This is a genomic window from Burkholderia sp. BCC1047, assembly GCF_902833155.1.
GTDB classification, from domain to species: Bacteria; Pseudomonadota; Gammaproteobacteria; order Burkholderiales; family Burkholderiaceae; genus Burkholderia; species Burkholderia sola.
Genome location: NZ_CADFEH010000054.1, coordinates 1 through 22,916 on the forward strand (window position 1 = coordinate 1; position 22,916 = coordinate 22,916).

22 protein-coding genes are annotated in these 22,916 nt (G+C 67.8%); 11 read left to right on the plus strand and 11 right to left on the minus strand.

Annotated features, from left to right (window positions below):
* Window positions 1–116 precede the first annotated feature (116 nt).
* Entirely contained in the window at window positions 117–770 is a 654-nt protein-coding gene (locus HWX55_RS33835) for a hypothetical protein (RefSeq protein WP_244140698.1), read from the minus strand.
* 123 nt (window positions 771–893) lie between these two features.
* On the minus strand, window positions 894–1,784 hold the full coding sequence (locus tag HWX55_RS33840) for an EamA family transporter (protein WP_175978839.1): 891 nt from the start codon (window positions 1,782–1,784) through the stop codon (window positions 894–896).
* Between the two features lie 133 nt (window positions 1,785–1,917).
* Here HWX55_RS33840 and HWX55_RS33845 point away from each other — a divergent pair, with 133 nt between their 5' ends.
* Window positions 1,918–2,853 carry an AraC family transcriptional regulator gene (locus HWX55_RS33845; RefSeq protein WP_175978840.1) on the plus strand — a complete coding sequence of 312 codons (936 nt, stop codon included), beginning with the start codon at window positions 1,918–1,920 and terminating at the stop codon, window positions 2,851–2,853.
* Between the two features lie 36 nt (window positions 2,854–2,889).
* Here the strand turns inward: HWX55_RS33845 and HWX55_RS33850 are convergent, their stop codons facing one another.
* A complete protein-coding gene (locus HWX55_RS33850) occupies window positions 2,890–4,101 on the minus strand; it encodes an alanine--glyoxylate aminotransferase family protein (protein ID WP_050011717.1) in 1,212 nt (403 codons plus the stop codon).
* 760 nt (window positions 4,102–4,861) lie between these two features.
* Between HWX55_RS33850 and HWX55_RS33855 the strand changes: the two genes are divergently transcribed.
* From HWX55_RS33855 to HWX55_RS33875, 5 genes are all read left to right on the plus strand, one after another.
* Window positions 4,862–5,845, plus strand: a complete 984-nt coding sequence (locus HWX55_RS33855; RefSeq protein WP_050011718.1) for a LysR family transcriptional regulator — start codon at window positions 4,862–4,864, stop codon at window positions 5,843–5,845.
* Between the two features lie 30 nt (window positions 5,846–5,875).
* Window positions 5,876–6,874, plus strand: a complete 999-nt coding sequence (locus HWX55_RS33860; protein ID WP_175978841.1) for a 2-hydroxyacid dehydrogenase — start codon at window positions 5,876–5,878, stop codon at window positions 6,872–6,874.
* 172 nt (window positions 6,875–7,046) lie between these two features.
* On the plus strand, window positions 7,047–7,784 hold the full coding sequence (bluB, locus tag HWX55_RS33865; protein ID WP_175978842.1) for a 5,6-dimethylbenzimidazole synthase: 738 nt from the start codon (window positions 7,047–7,049) through the stop codon (window positions 7,782–7,784).
* Between the two features lie 221 nt (window positions 7,785–8,005).
* Window positions 8,006–9,175 (plus strand): MFS transporter, encoded by a 1,170-nt coding sequence (locus tag HWX55_RS33870; protein WP_175978843.1) that lies wholly within the window; start codon window positions 8,006–8,008, stop codon window positions 9,173–9,175.
* A gap of 93 nt (window positions 9,176–9,268) precedes the next feature.
* A complete protein-coding gene (locus HWX55_RS33875; protein WP_175978844.1) occupies window positions 9,269–10,429 on the plus strand; it encodes an MFS transporter in 1,161 nt (386 codons plus the stop codon).
* 155 nt (window positions 10,430–10,584) lie between these two features.
* Here the strand turns inward: HWX55_RS33875 and fahA are convergent, their stop codons facing one another.
* From fahA to HWX55_RS33900, 5 genes are read right to left on the minus strand one after another with little or no spacing between them, the layout of a single operon-like run.
* Entirely contained in the window at window positions 10,585–11,889 is a 1,305-nt protein-coding gene (gene fahA / locus HWX55_RS33880) for a fumarylacetoacetase (protein ID WP_175978845.1), read from the minus strand.
* Window positions 11,886–13,220: a homogentisate 1,2-dioxygenase gene (gene hmgA / locus HWX55_RS33885; RefSeq protein WP_175978846.1), complete on the minus strand. Its 1,335-nt coding sequence runs from the start codon at window positions 13,218–13,220 to the stop codon at window positions 11,886–11,888. Before hmgA ends, fahA begins: the two co-directional genes overlap by 4 nt.
* A gap of 16 nt (window positions 13,221–13,236) precedes the next feature.
* Window positions 13,237–14,595 carry an MFS transporter gene (locus HWX55_RS33890; protein WP_175978847.1) on the minus strand — a complete coding sequence of 453 codons (1,359 nt, stop codon included), beginning with the start codon at window positions 14,593–14,595 and terminating at the stop codon, window positions 13,237–13,239.
* Window positions 14,592–14,822: a DUF2783 domain-containing protein gene (locus HWX55_RS33895; protein ID WP_175978848.1), complete on the minus strand. Its 231-nt coding sequence runs from the start codon at window positions 14,820–14,822 to the stop codon at window positions 14,592–14,594. The genes HWX55_RS33890 and HWX55_RS33895 overlap by 4 nt, the downstream gene beginning before the upstream one ends.
* A 28-nt stretch (window positions 14,823–14,850) precedes the next feature.
* Window positions 14,851–16,503: an FAD-dependent oxidoreductase gene (locus tag HWX55_RS33900; RefSeq protein ID WP_175978849.1), complete on the minus strand. Its 1,653-nt coding sequence runs from the start codon at window positions 16,501–16,503 to the stop codon at window positions 14,851–14,853.
* A gap of 361 nt (window positions 16,504–16,864) precedes the next feature.
* Here HWX55_RS33900 and HWX55_RS33905 point away from each other — a divergent pair, with 361 nt between their 5' ends.
* Window positions 16,865–17,668, plus strand: coding sequence for an EAL domain-containing protein (locus HWX55_RS33905; RefSeq protein WP_175978850.1), 804 nt, complete (start codon window positions 16,865–16,867; stop codon window positions 17,666–17,668).
* Window positions 17,669–17,839: 171 nt separating this feature from the next.
* On the opposite strand, the gene HWX55_RS33910 is transcribed toward HWX55_RS33905, so the two are convergent.
* A complete protein-coding gene (locus tag HWX55_RS33910) occupies window positions 17,840–18,250 on the minus strand; it encodes a GFA family protein (RefSeq protein ID WP_175978851.1) in 411 nt (136 codons plus the stop codon).
* 144 nt (window positions 18,251–18,394) lie between these two features.
* Window positions 18,395–19,186: an IclR family transcriptional regulator gene (locus HWX55_RS33915; protein ID WP_175978852.1), complete on the minus strand. Its 792-nt coding sequence runs from the start codon at window positions 19,184–19,186 to the stop codon at window positions 18,395–18,397.
* A 114-nt stretch (window positions 19,187–19,300) separates the two neighbouring features.
* Between HWX55_RS33915 and HWX55_RS33920 the strand changes: the two genes are divergently transcribed.
* Complete coding sequence (locus HWX55_RS33920; RefSeq protein WP_175978853.1) at window positions 19,301–20,488, plus strand: acyl-CoA dehydrogenase; 1,188 nt, start codon at window positions 19,301–19,303, stop codon at window positions 20,486–20,488.
* 125 nt (window positions 20,489–20,613) lie between these two features.
* Here the strand turns inward: HWX55_RS33920 and HWX55_RS33925 are convergent, their stop codons facing one another.
* The gene (locus HWX55_RS33925) at window positions 20,614–21,252 is read right to left on the minus strand and encodes a peroxiredoxin (RefSeq protein ID WP_006476788.1); all 639 of its coding nucleotides are present in this window, start codon (window positions 21,250–21,252) and stop codon (window positions 20,614–20,616) included.
* A gap of 317 nt (window positions 21,253–21,569) precedes the next feature.
* On the opposite strand from HWX55_RS33925, the gene HWX55_RS33930 reads away from it, so the two are divergent.
* The 3 genes from HWX55_RS33930 to HWX55_RS33940 all read left to right on the plus strand — a co-directional run bounded on the left by HWX55_RS33930 (window position 21,570) and on the right by HWX55_RS33940 (window position 22,869).
* Entirely contained in the window at window positions 21,570–21,872 is a 303-nt protein-coding gene (locus HWX55_RS33930) for a YqjD family protein (RefSeq protein WP_006494044.1), read from the plus strand.
* Between the two features lie 120 nt (window positions 21,873–21,992).
* Complete coding sequence (locus HWX55_RS33935; protein WP_050011732.1) at window positions 21,993–22,382, plus strand: phage holin family protein; 390 nt, start codon at window positions 21,993–21,995, stop codon at window positions 22,380–22,382.
* Window positions 22,383–22,425: 43 nt separating this feature from the next.
* The gene (locus HWX55_RS33940; RefSeq protein ID WP_050011733.1) at window positions 22,426–22,869 is read left to right on the plus strand and encodes a DUF3318 domain-containing protein; all 444 of its coding nucleotides are present in this window, start codon (window positions 22,426–22,428) and stop codon (window positions 22,867–22,869) included.
* Window positions 22,870–22,916: the final 47 nt, after the last annotated feature.

Below are 22,916 nucleotides of genomic sequence, written 5' to 3' on the forward strand. Positions count from 1 at the left end.
GCATTCTTATGGGTGTTCATCCGGCTGGGTTCCTGGAAGGTTGGGTGTTTGGCGACTTCCAGTCTCCCAGACTCAGTCCGGATGAACCATCGATACAACCTATTGAAGCTTCACACCTAGCGCTCGGCGAACGCCGTGGCGGCGCGCTCGACTTCATCGACCTTCCCGCGCGACAGCGCGACGAGCGGCGTGACGTTGCCCAGCGATGCCTTCGGCGTCGTGAAGAACTGCCATTTGCTCCATCCCGGCAAGTCGCCCAGACATTGGGTCACCCGGCCCAACGTCTTCCGATCGATGTCCCCCGCCAGGTAGAAGGCCGGATAGTACTGTGCGGCGCCGAGATCGACCGTGAAGATCCGGCCGGACGCCACGGCCTTGCTGAGCGCCTGCCGCGTCATGCCGAGGCCGGCCCATGTCTGCGCGGCGGGCAGCAGCTTGCCGTCGGCGACCAGCATCCGCCGTTCCGCCTGCACCTGCCGCTCCGGATCGACGACGACGCCCGCCGCCCGCTTCTTCGCGCCGGCCGGCTTCCTGTCGCGCGTCGCGGCCGCGGCGATGCCGAACGTGATCGTGCCGGCCAGATCGATGACCTGCGCGATGCCGACCTTGAACAGGTGCCCCAATTGCTCGTCGGACAGGCTGAGCAGCGCCCGCGCGCGATCGGGGCCGAGCATGGTCGCCGCGCCGACGGCGCTGCGCAGCGCTTCCTCCGTCTCGACATCAAGCACGACGGCCGTCCCTTCCAGCGTATGCGCCCGCGCAATCATCATCACCTCCCGTCACGACTGGAATGATCGAGCGTAGCCCCGAATCGAAACCAAGTCAACCGAGTCAACCAAATCGACCCGTACGCCGGTTGCTTCGATCGTGCGTTCGCGCAGCCGCGAACTTCGTCAAGCCGTCCGCAGAAACAACCGCCGCGTAAGGTCGAACGCGACGAGATTGCCGGCCACCACGAGCAGCAGCCCGATCACCGCGAGGGGCGACCACTGGTAGCCCTCGAACAGCGTCGACACGGCCAGCGCGACGATCGGGAACAGCACCGTGCAGTACGCTGCGCGCTCCGGCCCGATCCGGCCGACGAGCGTCAGGTACGCGGTGAAACCGATCACCGAGCCCGGCACGGCGAGGTACACGAGCGCGCCGAGATAGCGCGGGCTCGTGTCGAGCGTGAACGGCATCCCGGCCACCGCGGCGCCGACGGTCAGGATCGCCGCGCCGATCAGCATCGCCCAGCCGTTGGTCGCGAGCGGGTGCAGCCCCATCGACTGCATCCGGCTCGACAGCAGGTTGCCCGCCGAGAAGCACATCGTGCCGGCGAACGCGACCGCGAGCCCCGTCCACGTTGCGTGGTCGTCGAGATGGCCGGCCATCTGCTGCCAGAACAGGCACGCGATGCCGGTCAGGCCGAGCAGCGCGCCGGCGATCGCCGACGGCCGCAGCGGGCGGCCCATGAACAGCCGGCCGTTGATCGAGTTCAGCAGCGGCGCGGTCGAGAAGATCACCGCGACGAGCCCGCTCGGCACGACCTGCTCCGCATAGTAGAAACACAGGAAATTCAGGCAGAACAGCGCGAAGCCCTGCGCGACGAGAAAGCGCCACGCTTCGCGCGGCGGGCGCACCGGGCGGCGCATCACGCGCAGCAGCGCGAATAGCACGGCGGCCGCGAGCCAGAAGCGCCACGCGATCGACACGGGCGGCGGCACCGAGCCGAGCTGCCACTTGATCGCGATCCAGGTGGTGCCCCAGATCAGCACGGTGACGAAATAAAGCGACAGGTTCATGGTGGCGTTCCGAAAATCGGGTGAATCGGGATCCCGACTATGCCGCCGCCCCGCGCGCGCCGATTGTCCGGAATTGCGGTCTTTTTCGGGACGCCGCACGCGGCGCCGCGCACCCGCTTATACTCGGCGCATCATGAGTCTCTCCCTCTGCGCCCCGCCCGTCGACCGCGCCGCCACCCTGGCCGGCGGCGATCTGCCGTTCGGCCTGCAGTCAGTCTGCCGCACGCTTGCCGACGCGAACGCGACGCTCGAGCGCTTCGCGTGGCTCGGCGACCACCTGGCGATCGCCGAATGGACGCGGATCACCGACGAAAGCGAGACGGTCTACGAGCAGCCCGGCCACCACACGCTGTCGTGCTACCTCGACGGCGGCTACCGGACCGAGCGCCAGCGCGTGCCGCGCTACGGCGCGCCGAGCCTGCTGTGCGCGTTGCCGGGCGACCATGAATCGCGCTGGTGGGTGCGCGGCGAAATGCATTTCATCCACCTGTATTTCCTGCCCGAGCACTTCACGCAGCGCGCGATCCGCGAGCTCGACCGCGAGCCGCGCGAACTGAAGCTCGCCGATCGCACCTATTTCGAGGATGCGCGCGTCGCGGCGCTGCTGCGCTCGCTCGCGCTCGACGGCTGGGACGATGCCGACGACCGGCTGCGCGTGAACGAAACTGCTCACGACGTGCTGAGCCTGCTGCTGCGCGGGCAGAGCACGACGCGCACCGACACGTCGTTCCGCGGCGGGCTCGCGCCGGCCGTGCGCCGCCGCGTGCGCGACTACATCGACACGTATCTCACGCAGCCGCTGACGCTCGGCGAACTCGCCGAGGTTGCCGCGCTGTCCGAATACCATTTCTCGCGGATGTTCCGGCTGTCGTTCGGCCGCGCGCCACACGCATGGGTGGCCGAGCAACGGCTCGCCCGCGCCCGCGAGCTGCTGCGCACGACGGCGCTGCCGCTCGCGCAGATCGCGGCCGACTGCGGTTACGCGAACGCCGGCCACTTCAGCCATCGCTTTCGCGACGCGCACGGCACGACGCCGAATACGTACCGGCGCGCGATGCAGGGCCGCTGAGCGCGGCCCGCTTCCTCGTTTCCTCGCTGCTCCCGCTTACGCGCCGCGCCGCGACAGTTCCTGTTCGAGCGCCGCGACGCCGGCCGGCAGGTCGACCGGCACCTTCAGGTCGACCATCGTGCGGCCGAACGCATGCAGCGTGCGGAACAGGTTGTGTTCGCGGCACTGCTCGCCCATCTGCCCGATCCGCACGATCGGCAAGCCGAACGAGCCCGAGATCTCGACCTGGTACTGCTTCGAGATATGGCCGCAGACCATCCCTGGCGTGAGCCCCTCGGGCGTCTCGATTCCAACCACCGAATTGAGCCGGCAGTCCTTCGGCGCATAGAGCTTGAGCCCCATCGATTCGACGCCCGCCTGCAGCGCCAGCGAGCAGCGCAGGTGGCGCGCGAAGCGGCTTTCGAGCGTCTCCGCGCAGACGAGCCGCAGCGCCTCGTGCAGCGCGAGCACGCCCGACACGGGCGCCGTGTAGTGGTAGCCCGCGTTGTGCCAGAAGTTCTCCGCGAGCGCCATGTCGAGGCACCAGTGCGCGTTCGGCTCGGGGCGATGCTTCATGCGGTCCCACGCGGCATCGGAGAACGCGATCAGCGACACGCCCGGGATCGACGACAGCCCCTTCTGGCCGCCGGTGATCACCGCGTCGATGCCCCACGCATCCATCTCGAGCGGCATCGTCGACAGCGTGCACACCGCGTCGACGACCACCAGCGCGCCGGCCGCCTTCGCGAGCGCGGCGATGTCGCGCAGGTCGCGGTTCCAGACGGTGTTCGACGTCTCGCCCTGCACGATCGTGACGATTTCGGGCTGCTCGCGCGCGATCGCGTCGGCGATCTCGTCGAGGCTCGCGACCGCGCGGTCGGCCACTTCGAGCGTCGCGACGTCGGCGCCGACGCGCGTGGCCATCTCGGCCATCCGCGCGCTGAAGAAGCCGTTGCGGATCGACAGCACGCGCGTGCCGCGCCATGCGAGGTTCGAGATCGCCATTTCCATCGCGGCCGAGCCGGGGCCCGCGACGCCGAGCACCCACTTCGTGCGGGTCTGGAACACGTAGCGCGCCATCTCCTTCACCTGCTCGATGATCTTCGCCATCGTCGCGCCGAGGTGGTTGATCACGATCGTGTTCGCCTTGGCCACCGCGGCCGGGATCGGCACCGGGCCGGCCCCCATCATCAGCAGCGGTTCTTCGGGCAGGATCGCGTCGAGCGGCACGACGACGGGACAGGGAATCGGCGAATAATCGATGGACATGGCTGGAAAAGGATGAGGAAAGGAAGTGCCCGGACGCCCGCAGCACGGCGCCCGTGGCACGGCGCGGCCAACTAATCGATCATTCCGTGTTCCGCCGCCTCGCGCAAGAGGCACGCACGTCCGGACAGCGCGACGGTGGCCCGGTCGCCGGACCGGGCCAGCCGGCCGCACACCGCGCCCGCGATGGCCGGCCGGATTGAAAAGGGATTGCCCGCCGGCCGCGAAACGGTTCCACTCGGGTTCCGAACGCGCGATTTTCTCTCCCAATATCGAGATGATTCGTCGAAAACGGCGGTTCAGCCTCATTCGCGGGTGGACCGAAATGGATCGACCACCTGATACAAATCGCGGAACGAATGCGATACACAAAATCCGAACGTGGAAAAAACATCCACTATTGCAGCATGTATTGGGGAACGACGCCGAAAGCGCTGCGCCACGGGCCGCCAAAATTTCTCCCAACATATTGATTAAACACGATATTTTTCAAGAAACCGCGCATACTCCAATACCACGCCGGTTTTGCCGCCCCGCGCTTGCTGCATTGCAGCGTTAAACGGGTACTCGCGATTTCGATTTTACGCAAGCCGCCCGTTTTCTCAGGTTGACGGATATCTGTTCTTTATTGAACAATCATCTGCGGAATCGAAAATTCTATTTTCGAGACGAGGGAGAGCTGGGGCCGCGCAATGCGATTTCGACGTTGCGCGGCGATAAATCACAACCAAAATCAATCAACCGGGCCAGAAATACGCAAGCCATGAACCAGATTCAGACCATGCGTGTATTCGTCTGCGTCGCCGAGCAGCAAAGCTTCCGGCGCGCGGCGCACCATCTCGGCGTGTCCAATGCGCTCGTCACGCGTTCGATCGCGATGCTCGAGGGCCACCTGAACACACGGCTGATCCATCGCACCACGCGCAACCTGTCGCTTACCGAGGCCGGCGTGCGCTACCTCGACGGTTGCCGTGCGTTGCTCGAGGAATTCGACCACCTCGAATCGTCCGTCGCGCATGCCGTGCGCGAACCGGCCGGCACGCTGCGCGTCGTCGCGTCGGGGCTGCTGTCGCCGCTTGCGCTGACGCCGCTCGTCAGCAGCTTCCGGCACCGCTACCCGGAGCTGCGCGTGCAGCTGACCGTCGCCGAAGGGCCGCTCGACGTGCTCGATTCGGGCTACGACGTCGGCATCGTCACGGGCACCCGGCTCGACGGCAACCCGTCGCTGATCGGCCATGCGCTCGCGCCGAACCCGTTCGTCGCGTGCGCGGCGCCCGCGTATCTCGACCGCCGCGGCGAGCCGCGCGTGCCCGACGACCTGCCGGGCCACGACTGGGTCACGCTCGCGGCGCACCAGCACGCGCCGACGTGGCAACTCGTCGGTCACGACGGTGTCGCCCATACGGTCACGGTGCGCCCGGCCTGCACGGTCAATCAGCTCGCGCTCGTGCAAGCGGCGGCCGTGGCCGGCGCCGGCATCGCGGTGCTGCCCGAGCCGTGCGTGGCCGACGCGCTCAACCACGGCACGCTCGTGCGGCTGATGGCCGGCTACCGGATCGACGATCCCGACGCACAGTTGTCGCTCGTCTACCCGAACCGCCAGTACGTGCCGGCCCGGACGCGCAGCTTCGTCGAGCACGCGCTCGAGCACTTCGGCGCGCCGGCCGCCCGCGGGCAGACGGACTACGACTTCCTGCGGCCGGTGCGCGGCCCCGAACGCTCCGACATCGTCACGGGCCTGCAGTAAACTGCGCGCGTCAGCCATTGGAGGTGCAGCGTGCGCGTGATCCTGTTCAGCAGCCGGCAGTACGACGACGATTCGTTCACCGCCGCCAACCGGCAGTTCAGCTATCGGCTGCACTTCCAGCCGTCGCACCTCGACGCGGAAACGGCGATCCTCGCGCACGGCTATGACGTCGTCTGCCCGTTCGTCAACGACACCGTCGACGCGGCCGTGCTCGAACGGCTCGCCGACGGCGGCACGCGGCTGATCGCGCTGCGCTCGGCGGGCTTCAACCACGTCGACCTCGCCGCCGCCGAACGGCTCGGCATCACGGTCGTGCGCGTGCCCGCGTATTCGCCGCACGCGGTGGCCGAACACGCGGTCGCGCTGATCCTCGCGCTCAACCGCCGCCTGCCGCGCGCGGTCGCCCGCACGCGCGAAGGCGATTTCTCGCTAAACGGCCTGCTCGGCTTCGACCTGCACGGCAAGACCGTCGGCGTGATCGGCACCGGCATCATCGGCAGCGTGTTCGCGAAGATCATGATGGGCTTCGGGATGCACGTGCTCGCGCACTCGGTGCCGCCGTACGACGACGAGCTGATCGCGTTCGGCGCGCGCTACGTCGAACTCGACGAGCTGCTGCATCACGCCGACATCGTCAGCCTGCATTGCCCGCTGCTGCCGTCGACGCACCACCTGATCAACGAACGCACGCTCGCGCGGATGAAGCACGGCGCGATGCTGATCAACACGGGGCGCGGCGGCCTCGTCGATGCGCAGGCGCTGGTCGACGCGCTCAAGAGCGGCCAGCTCGGCCATCTCGGGCTGGACGTGTACGAGGAGGAAAGCGGGCTGTTCTTCGAGAATCACTCGGACCTGCCGCTGCAGGACGACGTGCTCGCGCGCCTGCTGACGTTCCCGAACGTGATCGTCACGTCGCACCAGGCGTTCTTCACGCGCGAGGCGCTGGCCGAGATCGCGCACACGACGCTGCTGAACATCGAGGCGTGGCATGCGCGGACGCCGCAGAACGTCGTAATTGCAAATCGCTGAAAAACCGCCCATTTGAGGGCTTGCGGCGCATTCACAATCGTTTGCTTACGCCTCGCGCCGCGAAGCGCACTCACCTTCGTCAACAATTCAGCGCATTGTTTCGGTTGAAGTAACGTTTCGAGCGCATCGTCTGCTATCGTTGCGCCGACGTCCTTCCCTGCCTTTGCCGCTCATGCGTTTCGACGACTCCGACCTCGCCGCTGTCTACCGCGCCATCTTCGAACGGCGCGACATGCGTCACTTCACGCCGGCGCCCGTCGATCCGGCCGTGCTCGCGCGGCTGCTGCGCGCGGCGCACCATGCGCCGAGCGTGGGCTTCATGCAGCCGTGGCGCTTCATCCGCATCACCGATCCCGAGTTGCGCACCGCCATTCATGCGCTGGTCGACGCCGAGCGCCGCGCGACCGCCGATGCACTCGGCGAGCGCCAGGACGAATTCATGCGGCTGAAGGTCGAAGGTGTGCGCGAATGCGGCGAGTTGCTGGTCGTCGCGCTCGCCGACGGCCGCGAACGCCACGTGTTCGGCCGCCGCACGCTGCCGGAGATGGATCTGGCCTCCGCCGCGTGCGCGATCCAGAACATGTGGCTCGCGGCGCGCGCGGAAGGGCTCGGGATGGGCTGGGTGTCGTTGTTCGACGTCGATGCGTTGCGCACGCTGCTGCGGATGCCCGACGGCGCGAAGCCGATCGCCGTGCTGTGCGTCGGGCACGTCGATGCGTTCTATGCGAAGCCGATGCTCGAAGAAGAACGCTGGGCCGCGCGGATGCCGATCGAAGCATGCCTGTTCGAGAACGGCTGGGACGAGCCGGCGGCGATCGGCGGGGCCGGATCGGCGGCGGCGCCAGTCGAGACTGAAAAGAAAAAAACGTCGGATGCGATGGCCGACGGGTCGCCCGAACGCATCGCCTGATCCATATTCGGCCGCAGCCGTCGCCCCGCTGCTGAATCGCCGTCGATCCCACAGTGTGAGCACCCTGCGCGCCGCCCCCGTCGCACGTCGGCAACACCCATTTTGGCCCCAAGCATCAGGGTTTTCACTGAAGTAGAATCGCGGCTGACTCTCGCCTCATCGACCGCCCGTCCCGCGCATCCCGCCCGACTCGAGCGGCATCCTTTCCCGAGCCTACCGCGATGCCCCTGCCTCTTTTCGCCCTTGCCGTCGCCGCATTTGGAATCGGTACCACCGAATTCGTGATCATGGGGCTGCTGCCCAATGTCGCGCGCGACCTCGGCGTGTCGATCCCGGCCGCCGGGATGCTCGTGTCGGGCTACGCGCTCGGCGTGACGATCGGCGCGCCGATCCTCGCGATCGTCACCGCGAAGATGCCGCGCAAGCGTGCGCTGATGGGCCTGATCGGGCTGTTCATCGCCGGCAACCTGTTCTGCGCGATCGCGCCCGGCTACGCGGTGCTGATGGCCGCGCGCGTCGTCACCGCGTTTTGCCACGGGGCGTTCTTCGGCATCGGTTCGGTGGTCGCGAGCAACCTCGTCGCGCCGAACCGCCGCGCGCAGGCGATCGCGCTGATGTTCACCGGCCTCACGCTCGCGAACGTGCTCGGCGTGCCGCTCGGCACCGCGCTCGGCCAGGCGTTCGGCTGGCGCGCGACGTTCTGGGCCGTCACCGGCATCGGCATCGCCGCGGCCGCCGCGCTCGCGGTGTGCCTGCCGAAAAACCTCGCGATGCCCGACACCAGCATCACGCGCGAATTCAGCGTGCTGAAGCACCCGCAGGTGCTGATGGTGCTCGGCATCAGCGTGCTCGCGTCCGCGAGCCTGTTCAGCGTGTTCACGTACATCACGCCGATCCTCGAGGACGTGACCGGCTTCTCGCCGCATCAGGTCACCTACGTGCTGCTGCTGTTCGGCCTCGGCCTGACGGTCGGCGGCACGCTCGGCGGCAAGCTCGCCGACTGGCGCCGGATGCCGTCGCTGATCGCGACGCTCGCGCTGATCGGCATCGTCCTCGCGCTGTTCGCCGGCACGATGCACCTGCCGTTCGCCGCGCTCGCGACGGTTTTCGTGTGGGGCATCCTCGCGTTCGCGATCGTGCCGCCGCTGCAGATCATGATCGTCGATCGCGCGAGCGACGCGCCGAACCTCGCGTCGACGCTGAACCAGGGCGCGTTCAATCTCGGCAACGCGACCGGCGCATGGCTCGGCGGGATGGCGATCGGCTCCGGCGTGTCGCTCGTGAGCCTGCCGTGGGTCGGCGTCGCGATGGCCGTCGCGGCGCTTGCGCTCACGCTGTGGTCGGCGTCGCTCGAACGCCGGCCGGTGGTCGTGCCGACCGAATACGTGTGACGCAACCCTGCTGAGATCGTTGCGGACACAACTCCATCCGAACCTGATGGCCTTCATGGACCTTTCACCGGTCGCGGTGTAGCATCGCGGCCGATGAAAGCCATTCTCAATCGCGATTTCCTCGCGCTGATCCTGAGCGTCGCGGTCGTCGGCCTCGGCACCGGCGCCACACTGCCGCTCACCGCACTTGCACTGACCGAAGCCGGGCACGGCACCCACGTCGTCGGCATGCTGACCGCCGCGCAGGCCCTTGGCGGCCTCGCGGTCGTCCCGTTCGTCACCGCGCTCGCGCGGCACATCGGCGCGCGCCGCGCGATCGTCGTGTCGGTCGTGCTGCTCGCGGCCGCCACCGCGCTGATGCAGTTCACGTCGAACCTGATCCTGTGGGGCGTGCTGCGCGTGCTGTGCGGCGCCGCGCTGATGCTGCTGTTCACGATCGGCGAAGCGTGGGTCAACCAGCTCGCCGACGATTCGACGCGCGGCCGCGTGGTCGCGATCTACGCGACCCATTTCACGCTGTTCCAGATGGCCGGCCCCGTGCTCGTCAGCCAGATCGCCGGCGCGACGAGCCTCCGCTTCGCGCTGTGCGGCGCGCTGTTCCTGCTTGCGCTGCCGACGCTCGCGACGATCCGCCGTGCGCCGCTCGCCGGCGACGACGCGCATCACGAAGCGCACGGCCGCTGGCTCGACGTGCTGCCGCGCATGCCCGCGCTGATCATCGGCACCGGCTTCTTCGCGCTGTTCGACACGCTCGCGCTGTCGCTGCTGCCGCTCTATGCGATGGATCACGGCGTCGCGAGCGCGACCGCCGTGCTGCTCGCGTCGATCATGCTGTTCGGCGATACCGCGATGCAGTTCCCGATCGGCTGGCTCGCGGACAAGCTCGGCCGCGAACGCGTGCACCTCGGCGCGGGCTGGATCGTGCTGGCCGGCCTGCCGCTGCTGCCGTTCGTGATCGCGAATCCGTGGCTGTGCTGGCCGCTGCTGTTCGTGCTCGGCGCGGCGGCCGGCAGCATCTACACGCTGTCGCTCGTCGCGTGCGGCGAGCGTTTCCGCGGCGCGGCGCTCGTCACCGCGAGCTCGCTCGTATCGGCGTCGTGGAGCGCCGCGAGCTTCGGCGGCCCGCTGGTGGCCGGCGCGTTGATGGAGCAACTGGGCAGCAACGCGCTGGTCGGCGTGCTGGTCGCGTGCGTGACCGCGTTCGTCGCGGCCGCGTTGTGGGAACGACGCGCAGCGGCGCAGCGCGCGGTCTGATGCAAATTGGCGTTGGCGCGCAGCACCATGCATCGATACACATCGGCCCGCTCGAGCCCGTCCCGCGGTCGACGAAAAACGGCCCGCGCAACGCGGGCCGCCCAGTCCTTCCGGACGACGCGTAGCCTACACGTAACGTCCGGCGCTGCGATCCGTCACGCGCCGCGCGCCGGCAAAATCTTGCCTACACACGCGCCGAAGCCGACGCGATAGCCGTCGCCCTGGCACCAGCCGGCGAGCGTGAGCTCGTCGCCGTCCTCGATGAACGTGCGGCTGCCGCCGCCGTTCAGCGCGACCGGCTCCTTGCCGTTCCACGTCAGTTCGAGCAGGCTGCCGAACGAATCCTTGGTCGGCCCGCTGATCGTGCCCGAGCCCATCAGGTCACCCACGCGCGTGTTGCAGCCGGCCACCGTGTGATGCGCAAGCTGCTGCGCCATCGTCCAGTACATGTGCCTGAAGTTCGTGCGGCAGATCGACGTCACGTCGGCCGCGCCCTCCGCCCGCAGCGTCACTTCCAGCGCGATATCGAACGCATGCTTGCCCGCATGCCGCAGATACGCGAGCGGCTGCGGCGACTGCTCCGGCTGCGCGACGCGGAACGGTTCGAGCGCGTCGAGCGTGACGATCCATGGCGAGATCGTCGTCGCGAACCCCTTCGAGTTGAACGGGCCGAGCGGCACGTATTCCCACTGCTGGATGTCGCGCGCGCTCCAGTCGTTCAGCAGCACCATCCCGAAGATATGCGCTTCCGCGTCCTCGCACGCGATCGGCTCGCCGAGCGCGTTGCCCTTGCCGACGATGAAGCCCGTTTCCAGTTCGATGTCGAGCTTGCGGCACGCGCCGAACACCGGACGCTCCTGGTCGGGCAGCTTCAGTTGCCCGTTCGGGCGCCGCACCGGCGTGCCGCTCACGACCACCGACGACGCGCGGCCGTTGTAGCCGATCGGCATCTCCGACCAGTTGGGCAGCAGCGCGTTCTTCGGATCGCGGAACATCGAGCCGACGTTGGTCGCATGCTCCTTCGATGAATAGAAATCGGTGTAGCCGGGAATCTCGACCGGCAGATGCAGCGTCGCGTCGCGCTGCGCGACGAGCACCTGCGCGCGCAGCGCCGCATCGTCACGCAGCGTCGGGTTATCGCGCGAGAACAGCGCCGACAGCTGCACGCGCACGCTGCGCCACGCGTCGCGGCCGAGCGCGATGAACGCGTTGAGCGTCGGCGCGGCGAACGCATCGGCACCGGCCGGCAGCGTCACGAGGCCCGCACGCGCGAGCGCCGCGAGATCGACGATCTGGTCGCCGAGCGCGACGCCCGCACGGCGCGCGCCCTGCTTCGCATCGCTGAAGATTCCGAACGGCAGGTTCTGGATCGGGAAATCGCAGGCGGGATCGTTCGCGGTATCGATCCAGCTCTTGCGAGCCGGGTCGAGCGTCGCGCGCCAGTCTTGGGTATCGCTCACTTTTGCTCCGGATTGAAGTGTTTCTTGATGCCTTGCCAGCATTCGAAGTAGTCGGCCTGCAACTGCGCGGTGTCGAGCGCGTAGCGCGTCGGCCGGATCAGCGTGCGGGTTTCGAACATGAACGCCATCGTCGCGTCGACCTTGTGCGGCTTCGTCGTGTCGCTCGCCGACGCCTTCTCGAACGTGTCCGCGTCGGGCCCGTGGCCCGACATGCAGTTGTGCAGGCTCGCGCCGCCCGGCACGAAGCCCTCGGCCTTCGCGTCGTACGCGCCGTGCACGAGCCCCATGAACTCGCTCGCGACGTTGCGGTGGAACCAGGGCGGCCGGAACGTATCCTCGGCCGCGAGCCAGCGCGGCGGGAAGATCACGAAGTCGATCGTGTCGACGCCCGGCGTGTCGCTCTGTGACTGCAGCACGAGGAAGATCGACGGATCGGGATGGTCGAAGCTGATCGAGCCGATCGTGTTGAACAGGCGCAGGTCGTATTTATACGGCGCGTAGTTGCCGTGCCACGCGACGACGTCGAGCGGCGAATGGCCGATGTCCGCGCGCCACAACCGGCCGTTCAGCTTCGCGATCAACTCGAACGCGCCTTCGCGATCCTCGTACGCGGCCTGCGGCGTCAGGAAGTCGCGCGGGTTCGCGAGCCCGTTCGAGCCGATCGGGCCGAGATCCGGAAGGCGCAGCAGCGCGCCGAAGTTTTCGCAGATGTAGCCGCGCGCGTCGCCATCCGGCAGCGCGACGGCAAAACGCACGCCGCGCGGAATCACCGCGATCTCGAACGGCTCGACGTCGAGCCGGCCGAACTCGGTCGCGATGAACAGGCGCCCCTGCTGCGGCACGATCAGCAGCTCGCCGTCCGCGCTGTAGAAGAAGCGGTCCTGCATCGAGCGGTTCGCCGCGTACAGGTGGATCGCGCAGCCGTTCATCGCGGCGGCCGACCCGTTGCCGGCCATCGTCACGAGGCCGTCGACGAAATCGGTCGGCTCGACCGGCATCGGCAGCGGATCCCAGCGCAGCTGGTTTGGCGGCGTCGGCGGCACGTCGGCCGAATCGCCGAATTCCGACACGAGCCGCTGCGCGCCCGCATACGGCTCGAACGGCCGGTGCACGGCGGCCGGACGGATCCGGTACAGCCACGAACGGCGGTTGTGGCCGCGCGGCGCGGTGAACGCGGTGCCCGACAGTTGCTCCGCGTACAGCCCGTACGGCGCGCGCTGCGGCGAGTTGCGGCCGTGCGGCAGCGCGCCGGGCAGCGCCTCGGTCGCGAATTCGTTCGCGAAACCGCTCAGGTAGCCGGCGGTCGCCGGTTTCGACAGGTCAAGCGTCATCGTTTTCCTTTCTCCATCAATTCATCGCGGCGTTCGGCGCCAGCGCGCCGTTGCGCCGCGTCACACCGGCCAGGCCCAGCACGAACAGCGCCGAGCACAGCACGGGCACCGCGGCCGCGTGGAACAGCGCGCCGTTGGTCCAGTTCAGTGCAATCAGTTGCCCGCCGACGAGCGGCCCGAGCACCGAGCCGATCCGGCCGATGCCGAGGCTCCAGCCAATGCCCGTCGAGCGCAGCGACGTCGGGTAATACTGGCCCGCGAGCGCGTTCACGGCCGGCTGTCCGCCGACCACGCAGAAGCCACCCGCGAACACGACCAACAGCAGCCACGGCAGCGCATGCGCGACCGAGCCGATCAGTCCCACCGACACGGCTGCGCACGCGAAGCACGCGAACAGCACGCGCACGAAGCCGTAACGTTCGATGAACCAGCCGAGCGACAGCGTGCCGATCACGCCGCCCGTCTGCAGCACCGTGCCGACGATCACCGCCGTGCCCGGCGAATAGCCGGCTTCGCGCATCACGGTCGGCAGCCAGTTCGACAGGAAGTACAGGTCGATCAGGTTCATGAAGCTGATCGCCCACAGCAGCAGCGTGACCGGCAGGCGGCCATGCCGGAACAGCTCGGCGACCGGCGCGCCGCTCGCCGCACGCTCGCGCACGACGAGCCGCGTATTCGCATCGATGCCGGCTTGCGGCGCGAACCGCGCGAGCCAGTCGCGCGCCTGCGCGACGCGCCCTTTCAGCACCAGGAACTGCAGCGATTCGGGCAGCCGCGCGACCATCGCGATCGTCAACACGAGCGGCACCGCGCCGCCGACGAAGAACACCGAGCGCCACCCGAGCGCCGGAATCAGCGCCGCGCTGATGAAGCCGCCGAGCGCCGCGCCGAGCGTGAAGCCGCACGACACGATCATCATCCGCTTCACGCGATGCGCGGCGGGGCTGAACTCGCCGACCAGCGCCATCGCGTTCGGCATGATGCAGCCGAGGCCGAGGCCTGTGACGAAGCGCAGCGCCATCAGCACGGGGATCGAGCTCGCGAACGGCGTCGCGAGCATCGTCACCGCGAAGAACAGCGTCGAGCCGATCAGCACCGGGCGCCGCCCGATCCGGTCGGCCAGCACCGACAGCCCGAGCGCGCCGAGCAGCATCCCGAACAGGCTCGCGCTGAACACGGGGCCGAGCGCCTGCTTCGGCACGCCCCATTCGGCGATCACGCTCGGCGCGACGTAGCCCATCGCCTGCGCATCGAAACCGTCGATCACGAGGCACAGCCCGCACAGCGCGAGCAGCATCGCGTGAAAGCCCGGGCGATGGGTCTCGTCGATCACGCGCTCGACTTCGAGCACGCGCGTATCGGCCGCCGCGCTCATTGCGCGACCTCGGCGGCCGGATGCACGGGCGGCGTCACGCCCTGGCGCGCGAGCGTCATCGCTTCGCGCAGCACGTCGGCGTCGCCGACCTGGTTCGCGAGCAGCAGGATCAGCTTCGCGTTGACGAGCTGACTGTCGGCATCCGACAGGTCGCGATGCATGTCGATCAGCGCTTCGTAGAACGCGTCGGGGTCGGCCAGGCGCGGGCGGGTGTCGAGTGGGGGCATGACGGTGTCTCCGGTGTCTTTATCGTATTCAGCGTGCGCAGGTCGCGCGCGCCAGTGCGTCGGCGATCGCCTGACGGTCGAGCGTGCGCGTGCGTGCGCACACGTGCTGGTCGGGACGCAGCAGGTAGAACGTGCCGGGCTGCGCGTCGTAGCGCCGCGCGGCGAGGCCGTCGACGTCCTCCACGACGTCGATGCCGGCCACCGGCTGCGCATGCCCGGCCGGCACGACGAGGACCGGCCGCACCGGCAGCGCGAGGCCGTCGACGGCCTGCGCGAGCGCGGCCGCGTCGCCCGGCAAGCCGAACAGCACGCCGGTAAAGCCGCCGCACAGATGCTGCAGCAGCCAGCCCGGCGCACCCTGCACGCGCACCGGCGCATCGGCCGCCGCCGCGCCCGGCCGCATCGCGCCTGCAAACGTGTCGCCGTTGCGGTCCGGCGTGTTCAGCGGCGAATCGGCCAGCACGGCCGGCACCGACAGGCGCCCGCTGTTCACCAGCTTGCGCGCGAACTCGCAGTCGCGCGCAAGCTTCAGCGTCGCATCGCGGAACACGCGCGACACCGCGCTCTTCGGCGTGATGAAGTCGGTCGAGCGCGTCGAGTTGCGGATGTTCTCGTCGGCCGCGAACTCGCGCTCGCTTGCATAGGTGTCGAGCAGGCGATCGTGTGCACGGCCGTCGAGCACCAGCTTCAGCTTCCACGCGAGGTTGTCCGCGTCCTGCACGCCGCTGTTCGCGCCGCGCGCGCCGAACGGCGACACGCCGTGCGCGGAATCGCCCGCGAACAGCACGCGGCCGTGGCGGAACGTATCCATCCGCTGGCAGCGGAACGTATAGACGCTCACCCACTCGAGCTCGAACTCGACATCCGGCCCGAGCAGCGCCCGCACGCGCGGGATCACGCGCTCCGGCTGCTTCTCGGCGACCGGATCGGCATCCCAGCCGAGCTGGAAGTCGATGCGCCACACGTTGTCCGGCTGGCGGTGCAGCAGCACCGACTGGTTGCGGTGAAACGGCGGATCGAACCAGAACCATCGCTCGGTCGGAAACTCCGCCTTCATCTTTACGTCGGCGATCAGGAAGCGGTCCTTGAACGTGCGGCCGCGACTTTCCAGGCCCATCATCGTGCGCATCGGGCTGCGCGAGCCGTCGGCCGCGATCACGTACTGCGCACGCAGCGTCGCGACGCCGTCCGGCGTCTCGATCGTCAGCACCGCGTGTTCGGCCGACTGGTCGACGCCCGTCACCTTGTGCTTCCAGCGGATGTCGATGTTCGGCAGCTCGAACGCGCGATCGGCCAGATAGCCTTCGACGTAGTACTGCTGCAGGTTGATGAACGCCGGACGCGCATGCCCTTCCTCGGGCAGCAGGTCGAACGCGTAAAGCTGCTCGTCCTGCAGGAACACCTTGCCGACGTGCCAGCTCACGCCCTTGTCGACGAAGCGTTCGCCGCAGCCGAGCCGGTCGAAGATCTCGAGCGTGCGCTTCGCAAAGCAGATCGCGCGCGAGCCGGTCGACAGCGTGTCGTCGTCGTCGAGCAGCACGACCGGCACGCCGTGCTGAGCGAGATCGATTGCGGCCGCGAGGCCCACCGGGCCCGCGCCGACGACGATCACCGGGTGGACGGCCGCGTCGTGCGCGCGGGCGCGGTACTCGAATTTCAGCGTCTGGTAATCGATGCTCATGGTCGCCATCCGCGCGTCAACCGCGCCGTGCGCGCACCGCCGCGCCCGTCGTCCCGTCCGTCTGCCGCCGGCGCGTGCGCCCGCCTGTCCTGTCAACCGCCACGTCTCGCTCCTTGCTCCTGTCGATTCTTGAACGGCGCCGTTTCTCGGCGCCTGCCTGCCGCGTTTCTTGATCGGCGACAAATCCTGGATTTACGAATAGTAAAACCAATTACGAATAGTGAAATCAACGTAAACCCTGATCGCGCGCTCGGGAACGGGATAACCATATGAGTGAAACGGCAAGCCGAGCGCGGCGCGCACTGCTAATATCAAGTCAACGAGGCGGCCCTTTCGGCCGCCATTTTTCCTTTTCACGCCGATGATTCCGCCTACCATCCCCGAGCTGGTCACCCGTGCCGGGCAACTGCCGTATCTGCGGGAGCACCTCGCGCTTGCAGAAGGCGGGACCGCATGCGCGAACCTGCCCGAGCGCACGCTCGCCAGCGCGTACGAGCCGATCTACGACGTGACGATGCCCGGCTCGCCGCAATCGACGTCGTTCGCCGACGCGATCGAGCGCTACGGCGACGAGCTCGGCTTTCAGGCCGTCACGGTCGTCACCGGCGCGCAGCACGATCCGGTCGACGCGGCCGTCGACGACCAGACGCTGGTCGCGATCGACCGCCTGTCGCGCGCGCTGCACGCGATCAATTTCTTCGGCGCGCAGCGCCACGGGCTGCTGTTCCTGCGCGTGCACGAGCGGCTGCTCAAGAGCGTGAAGTACGACCACGGCAAGCATTTCTCGTCGGTGCTGCAGCGCTTCGGGCTGCCGACCGAGCGGATCGTGATCGAATTGCCGGCGGTCGCGGTCGCCCACAAGACGTTCCTCGGCTACCTGACGCGCAGCTACCAGCATCACGGCTTCAAGGTCGCGGACAAGCTGCCCGACCCCGGCCGCATCCTCGCGGTCGAATCGGATATGGCGCGCCCCGACTACATCAAGATGGATGCGGGCATCGCGTTGCGCGACGGGATGGTCAAGGCGCTCGTCGCCTATGCGCAGCGCGTGCGGATTCCGCTGATCTTCGACGGCGTCGTCGACGAGACGCAGTGCGAGCTGCTGCGCCAGCACGACGTGCGGTTCATGCAGGGGCCGGTGTTCGCGAAGGTCGTGACGGTCTGAGGGACCCGCGGGGAAGACGCGCGGGAGCGGCACGCCGGATGGCGGACTCCGGTGTCGTGTTGCTCAGGGAATCGGGTTTCAGCACGTAACGTGGCGCGGCGGCCGGTTCCTTGTTCGTTCACGCAGAAAGGTCGAACGCGCTTGTGCGCGCGCTCGACACCGATGTGCGGCCTATTCCCTGCCACCGTCGTCGTACTTCGGTAGATCGTCGTCGATCTCGATGCCCGGGAAACGATCCCCATACCAGACGTGCCACGCCGGACGCAGCCGCGACGGCTCGTCGAGCGTCGCGTAATTGATCTCGACCGTCCGCGGCGCGTCGGCGCGCCGGTATTCGAGCTGCGCGCCGCAACGGCCGCAGAAGCGCCGCTCGCCCCATGCGCTCGACGCGTAGACGGTCGGTTCGCCCTGCAGGTATTCGAATGCGTCGATCGGTACCGATGCCGATGCGACGACCGCCGCGCCGGTCGTGCGCTGGCAGAGCCGGCAGTGGCAGAAGCCGGCATCGGTCGGAACGTCGGCGATACGGTAGCGGATCGCGCCGCACGCGCATCCGCCTTCCATCGGTTCGGGGTGCGCCATGGCAGGCCTCGTCGTCGGGAAGCAGGCGAACGATGATGAGCGCGGTTCGCCCGTCGCGCAATACGCGACGGCAACGCATCCGCTCCCGCACTCGCCGCGAACAAACCGGTTGGCGCGCGACGGCAACACCCGCGCGCGGGTTGCTCAGACCGTCTGCCCGAGCCGCTGCGCGAGCGCCTTCAGTCGCGGCCCGACCTGCGTGCGAAACACGTCCTCGTCCATCGACGATGCGGGGCCGCTGCAGCTCAGGATCAGCCAGCGCCCCTCGCGCGGCTCGCGAAATGGGACGGCCGCCGCGTTCACGTCCGTATGCCACGCGCGGAACGAATAGCAGCATCCGCCTTCGGAGAACTCGGCCACCGCGTGCTGCGCGGCCGCGACGAGTGCATCGGCGTCGGCCGCGCCGCCGGCCGCGCGATGCAGTTCGGCATAGAGCGCGCGGCGCACGTCCTCCGGCTGCACGGCCAGGTATGCGCGCCCCATCGAGCTCGTCAGCATCGACAGCCGCGAGCCGGGCGCGAGCCCGAGCGTCAGCGCGGTCTCGCTGCGGATCGTCTCCAGATAGATCATGTCGAGCCCGTCGCGGCAGCCGAGCGACACGGCCGCGCCGATTTCGCGCGCGAGCGCCTGCATGTGCGGCCGCGCGAGATCGATCGTCCCCGAGCCCGACAGCAGCGCGTAGCCGAGCGACAACACGCCGGCGTCCAGCGCATACTTTCCGAGCGTCTCGTCGTAGCGCAGATAGCCGAGCACCGTCAGCGTATAGGCGAGCCGGTTCACCGTCGCCTTCGGCAGGCCCGTGCGTTCCGCGAAATCGCGGTTGCCCAGCATCGTCTCGCCGGGCCGGAAGGCACGCAGCAGGTCGAGCCCGCGCGCGAGCGCGACGACGAACTTGCGCTCGTCGATGGGGGTGTCGTCGATGGTTGAAAGTGTCATCCGGTGCTACACTGAGGTCGATTTGCAAAACATTGTTCCGCACAGCGGAACACAAGTCAAGCAGACGTTTGGCACGGGGCCGGCTGGAAGACCGGACCAACAGGAGATGAGACGATGAGTGCTGCAACTTTTCATTGGGACGATCCGCTGCTGCTCGACCAGCAACTGACCGAAGAAGAGCGGATGGTCCGCGATGCCGCGCAGGCGTACGCACAGGACAAGCTCGCGCCGCGCGTCACCGAGGCGTTCCGCCACGAACGCACCGACGCGGCCATCTTTCGCGAGATGGGCGAGGTCGGCCTGCTCGGCCCGACGATTCCCGAGGAATACGGCGGCCCCGGCCTCAACTACGTGAGCTACGGGCTGATCGCGCGCGAAGTCGAGCGCGTCGATTCGGGCTACCGGTCGATGATGTCCGTGCAGTCGTCGCTCGTGATGGTGCCGATCTTCGAATTCGGCTCCGACGTGCAGAAGCAGAAATACCTGCCGAAGCTCGCGAGCGGCGAATGGATCGGCTGCTTCGGCCTGACCGAGCCGAACCATGGCTCTGATCCGGGCAGCATGGTCACGCGCGCGAAGAAGGTGCCGGGCGGCTACGCGCTGTCCGGCGCGAAGATGTGGATCACCAACTCGCCGATCGCCGACGTGTTCGTCGTGTGGGCGAAGCTGGAAGAGAACGGCAAGGACGCGATCCGCGGCTTCATCCTCGAGAAGGGCTGGAAGGGCCTGTCGGCGCCGGCGATCCACGGCAAGGTCGGGTTGCGCGCGTCGATCACCGGCGAGATCGTCCTCGACGAAGTGTTCGTGCCCGAAGAGAACCTGATGCCGAACGTGAGCGGCCTGCGGGGCCCGTTCACCTGCCTGAACTCGGCGCGCTACGGGATCGCATGGGGCGCGCTCGGCGCGGCCGAGTCCTGCTGGCACACCGCGCGCCAGTACGTGCTCGACCGCCAGCAGTTCGGCCGGCCGCTCGCCGCGAACCAGTTGATCCAGAAGAAGCTCGCCGACATGCAGACCGAAATCACGCTCGGCCTGCAAGGCGTGCTGCGCCTCGGCCGGATGAAGGACGAAGGCACGGCCGCCGTCGAGATCACGTCGATCATGAAGCGCAATTCGTGCGGCAAGGCGCTCGACATCGCGCGGCTCGCGCGCGACATGCTCGGCGGCAACGGCATCTCGGACGAATTCGGCGTCGCGCGCCATCTCGTGAACCTCGAAGTGGTCAACACGTACGAAGGCACGCACGACATCCACGCGCTGATCCTCGGCCGCGCGCAGACGGGCATCCAGGCATTCTTCTGACGATCCGGCCATCGCACACGCGGCAGCGATGCCGCGCACGCGCACGCCACCACGCAAAAGCCCGCCCGGCATCGCTGCCGGGCGGGCTTTTTTTCATCGGAGCCGCGGCTCCGGGCCGCCGCTGCTTACTTGTTCGGCTGCGGCGTCAGGCGCAGATACGGGCGCACCGCGTTGAAGCCCTTCGGGAAGCGTTTCTTCAGCTCTTCCGGATCCTGCAGCGACGGCACGATCACGACGTCGTCGCCGTCCTTCCAGTTGCCGGGCGTCGCGACCTTGTAATTGTCGGTCAGTTGCAGCGAATCGATCACGCGCAGCACTTCGTCGAAGTTGCGCCCCGTGCTGGCCGGATAGGTGATCGTGAGCCGCACCTTCTTGTTCGGGTCGATCACGAACAGCGAACGCACCGTCAGCGTTTCGTTCGCGTTCGGGTGAATCATGTCGTACAGCTGCGACACCTTGCGGTCCGCGTCGGCGATGATCGGGAAGCCCACGACCGTCGACTGCGTTTCGTTGATGTCGTTGATCCAGCCCTTGTGCGATTCGACGCCGTCGACCGACAGCGCGATCACCTTCACGTTGCGTTTCTCGAATTCGCCCTTCAGCTTCGAGGTCAGCCCGAGTTCGGTCGTGCACACCGGCGTGTAGTCGGCCGGATGGGAGAACAGCACGCCCCAGCTGTTGCCGAGCCACTCGTGAAACTTGATGGTGCCCAGGCTCGATTCCTGCTCGAAATCCGGTGCGATGTCACCAAGACGCAGACTCATGATGTTCCCTCCTCGAACGATGCTGGTTGAAACCGCGCGCCGGACAGCGCGGGGCAGTCCATCAGCTTACGGGAAGCCATGGGTCGTGCGAACGAATATTCCGTTTGATATTCATACTTTTTTGTCATTTTTACCCGGCGTCGTGGCAGGACGGTGGGCGGCAAGGGAAACTTTTCAATCCTTTGTCGCTCTGTTCATGATTACAAGTCGTTTACCATGCAGTCTTGCGCTGCCGCCGTGTGTCTTCCCGGCTCGCCAGCAGGCAGGGGTTTCGCTACGATGTGAACCTGCAGCATGACAGCACGAAGGGAGTTGCAATGTCGGAAATCAACAAGGAGAAACTGATGTCGGATATCAAAACCGTTCTCTCGGACGCCGAAGACCTGCTCAAGCAAGCAGCGAGCAGCACGGGCGACCGTGCGGCCGAGCTGCGCGAGAAGGCCATGTCTCGCCTGAAGCAGGCCAAGGAAAAGGCTGCCGACGTCCAGGTCGTGGTGGTCGAGAAAGGCAAGAAGGCCGCGCGCGCGACCGACGACTACGTGCACGAGCATCCGTGGACGTCGATCGGCGTGGCCGCCGGCGTCGGCGTGCTGATCGGCTTGCTGATCAACCGCAAGTAACGCGCTCTGCGCCGTTTCGTCCCGCGGGCCGCGTCGCGCGGCCCGCGGGCGTCGAAGCCAGCCGGCCTGCGCCGGCCGGCTTGGTCCTAGCTGCTTACTGCACGCGCAAGCCTCTCATCCATGACGACAGACACCTCCTCGCAGCCGTCCGGTCAAGGACCGCTGCGCCGCCTCGTCGGCTCCGCGATCGGCCTTCTGCAGACGCGCCTCGAACTGGTGGGCATCGAGCTTGCCGAGGAGAAGGAGCGCCTGATGGGCGTGCTGTTCCTCGGCCTCGCCGCGATGATGCTCGCGACGATGGCGCTCATCAGCCTGACCGTGTTGATCGCGATCGCGTTCTGGGATACCTACCGCTGGCAGGCGCTCGCCGCGATCACCGCGCTGTATGCCATTGGCGGCATCGCATGCGCGCTGAAGGCGCGCTCGGGCCTGCGCGACGCGCCGACCGTGTTCGAGGCGACGCTCGCCGAGCTCGAGAAAGACCGCGACCTGTTCCGCGGCAAGCCGTGAGCGCCCTCGCGCTCGTCCCTCCCACCTACTTCGCCGACGCGCCATGAGCCAGAACATCACGGGCAATCCCTCCCGCTCCCATTCGTCGCGATCGAACTGGAGCGCGTCGCAGCACCGCGCGCTCCGCAAGGAATTGCTGATCCTGCGATCCGAAGTCGAGCGGCTCGAATTTGCGGAGGCCGCCGCCGAAATGCGCCACGCCGTCACGCGCTTCAGCTGGCTCAAGGTGTTCATCCCCGGGTTGTCGACCAGCAGGTTTGGCCAGTCGGCCAAGAACCTGAACGCAAGCCTCGGCCAGCTCGTCAACCAGTATCCGATGCTGAGCTCGCTCGCATCGCTCGTGCTGGCGAAACCCGTTCGCTCGCTGCTGCGCGCGAGCACGGGCCCCGCGTTGAAGTGGGGCACGCTCGGCTTCGCCGCATGGGAGGTCTACCGGATCTGGAAGCAGTCCCGCGACGAGCGCGGGCTCGACCCACGCGACGACTGACCATCGGCATCCCGCGCGCGCGGCCATGCGCCGCTGCGCACTCTCCT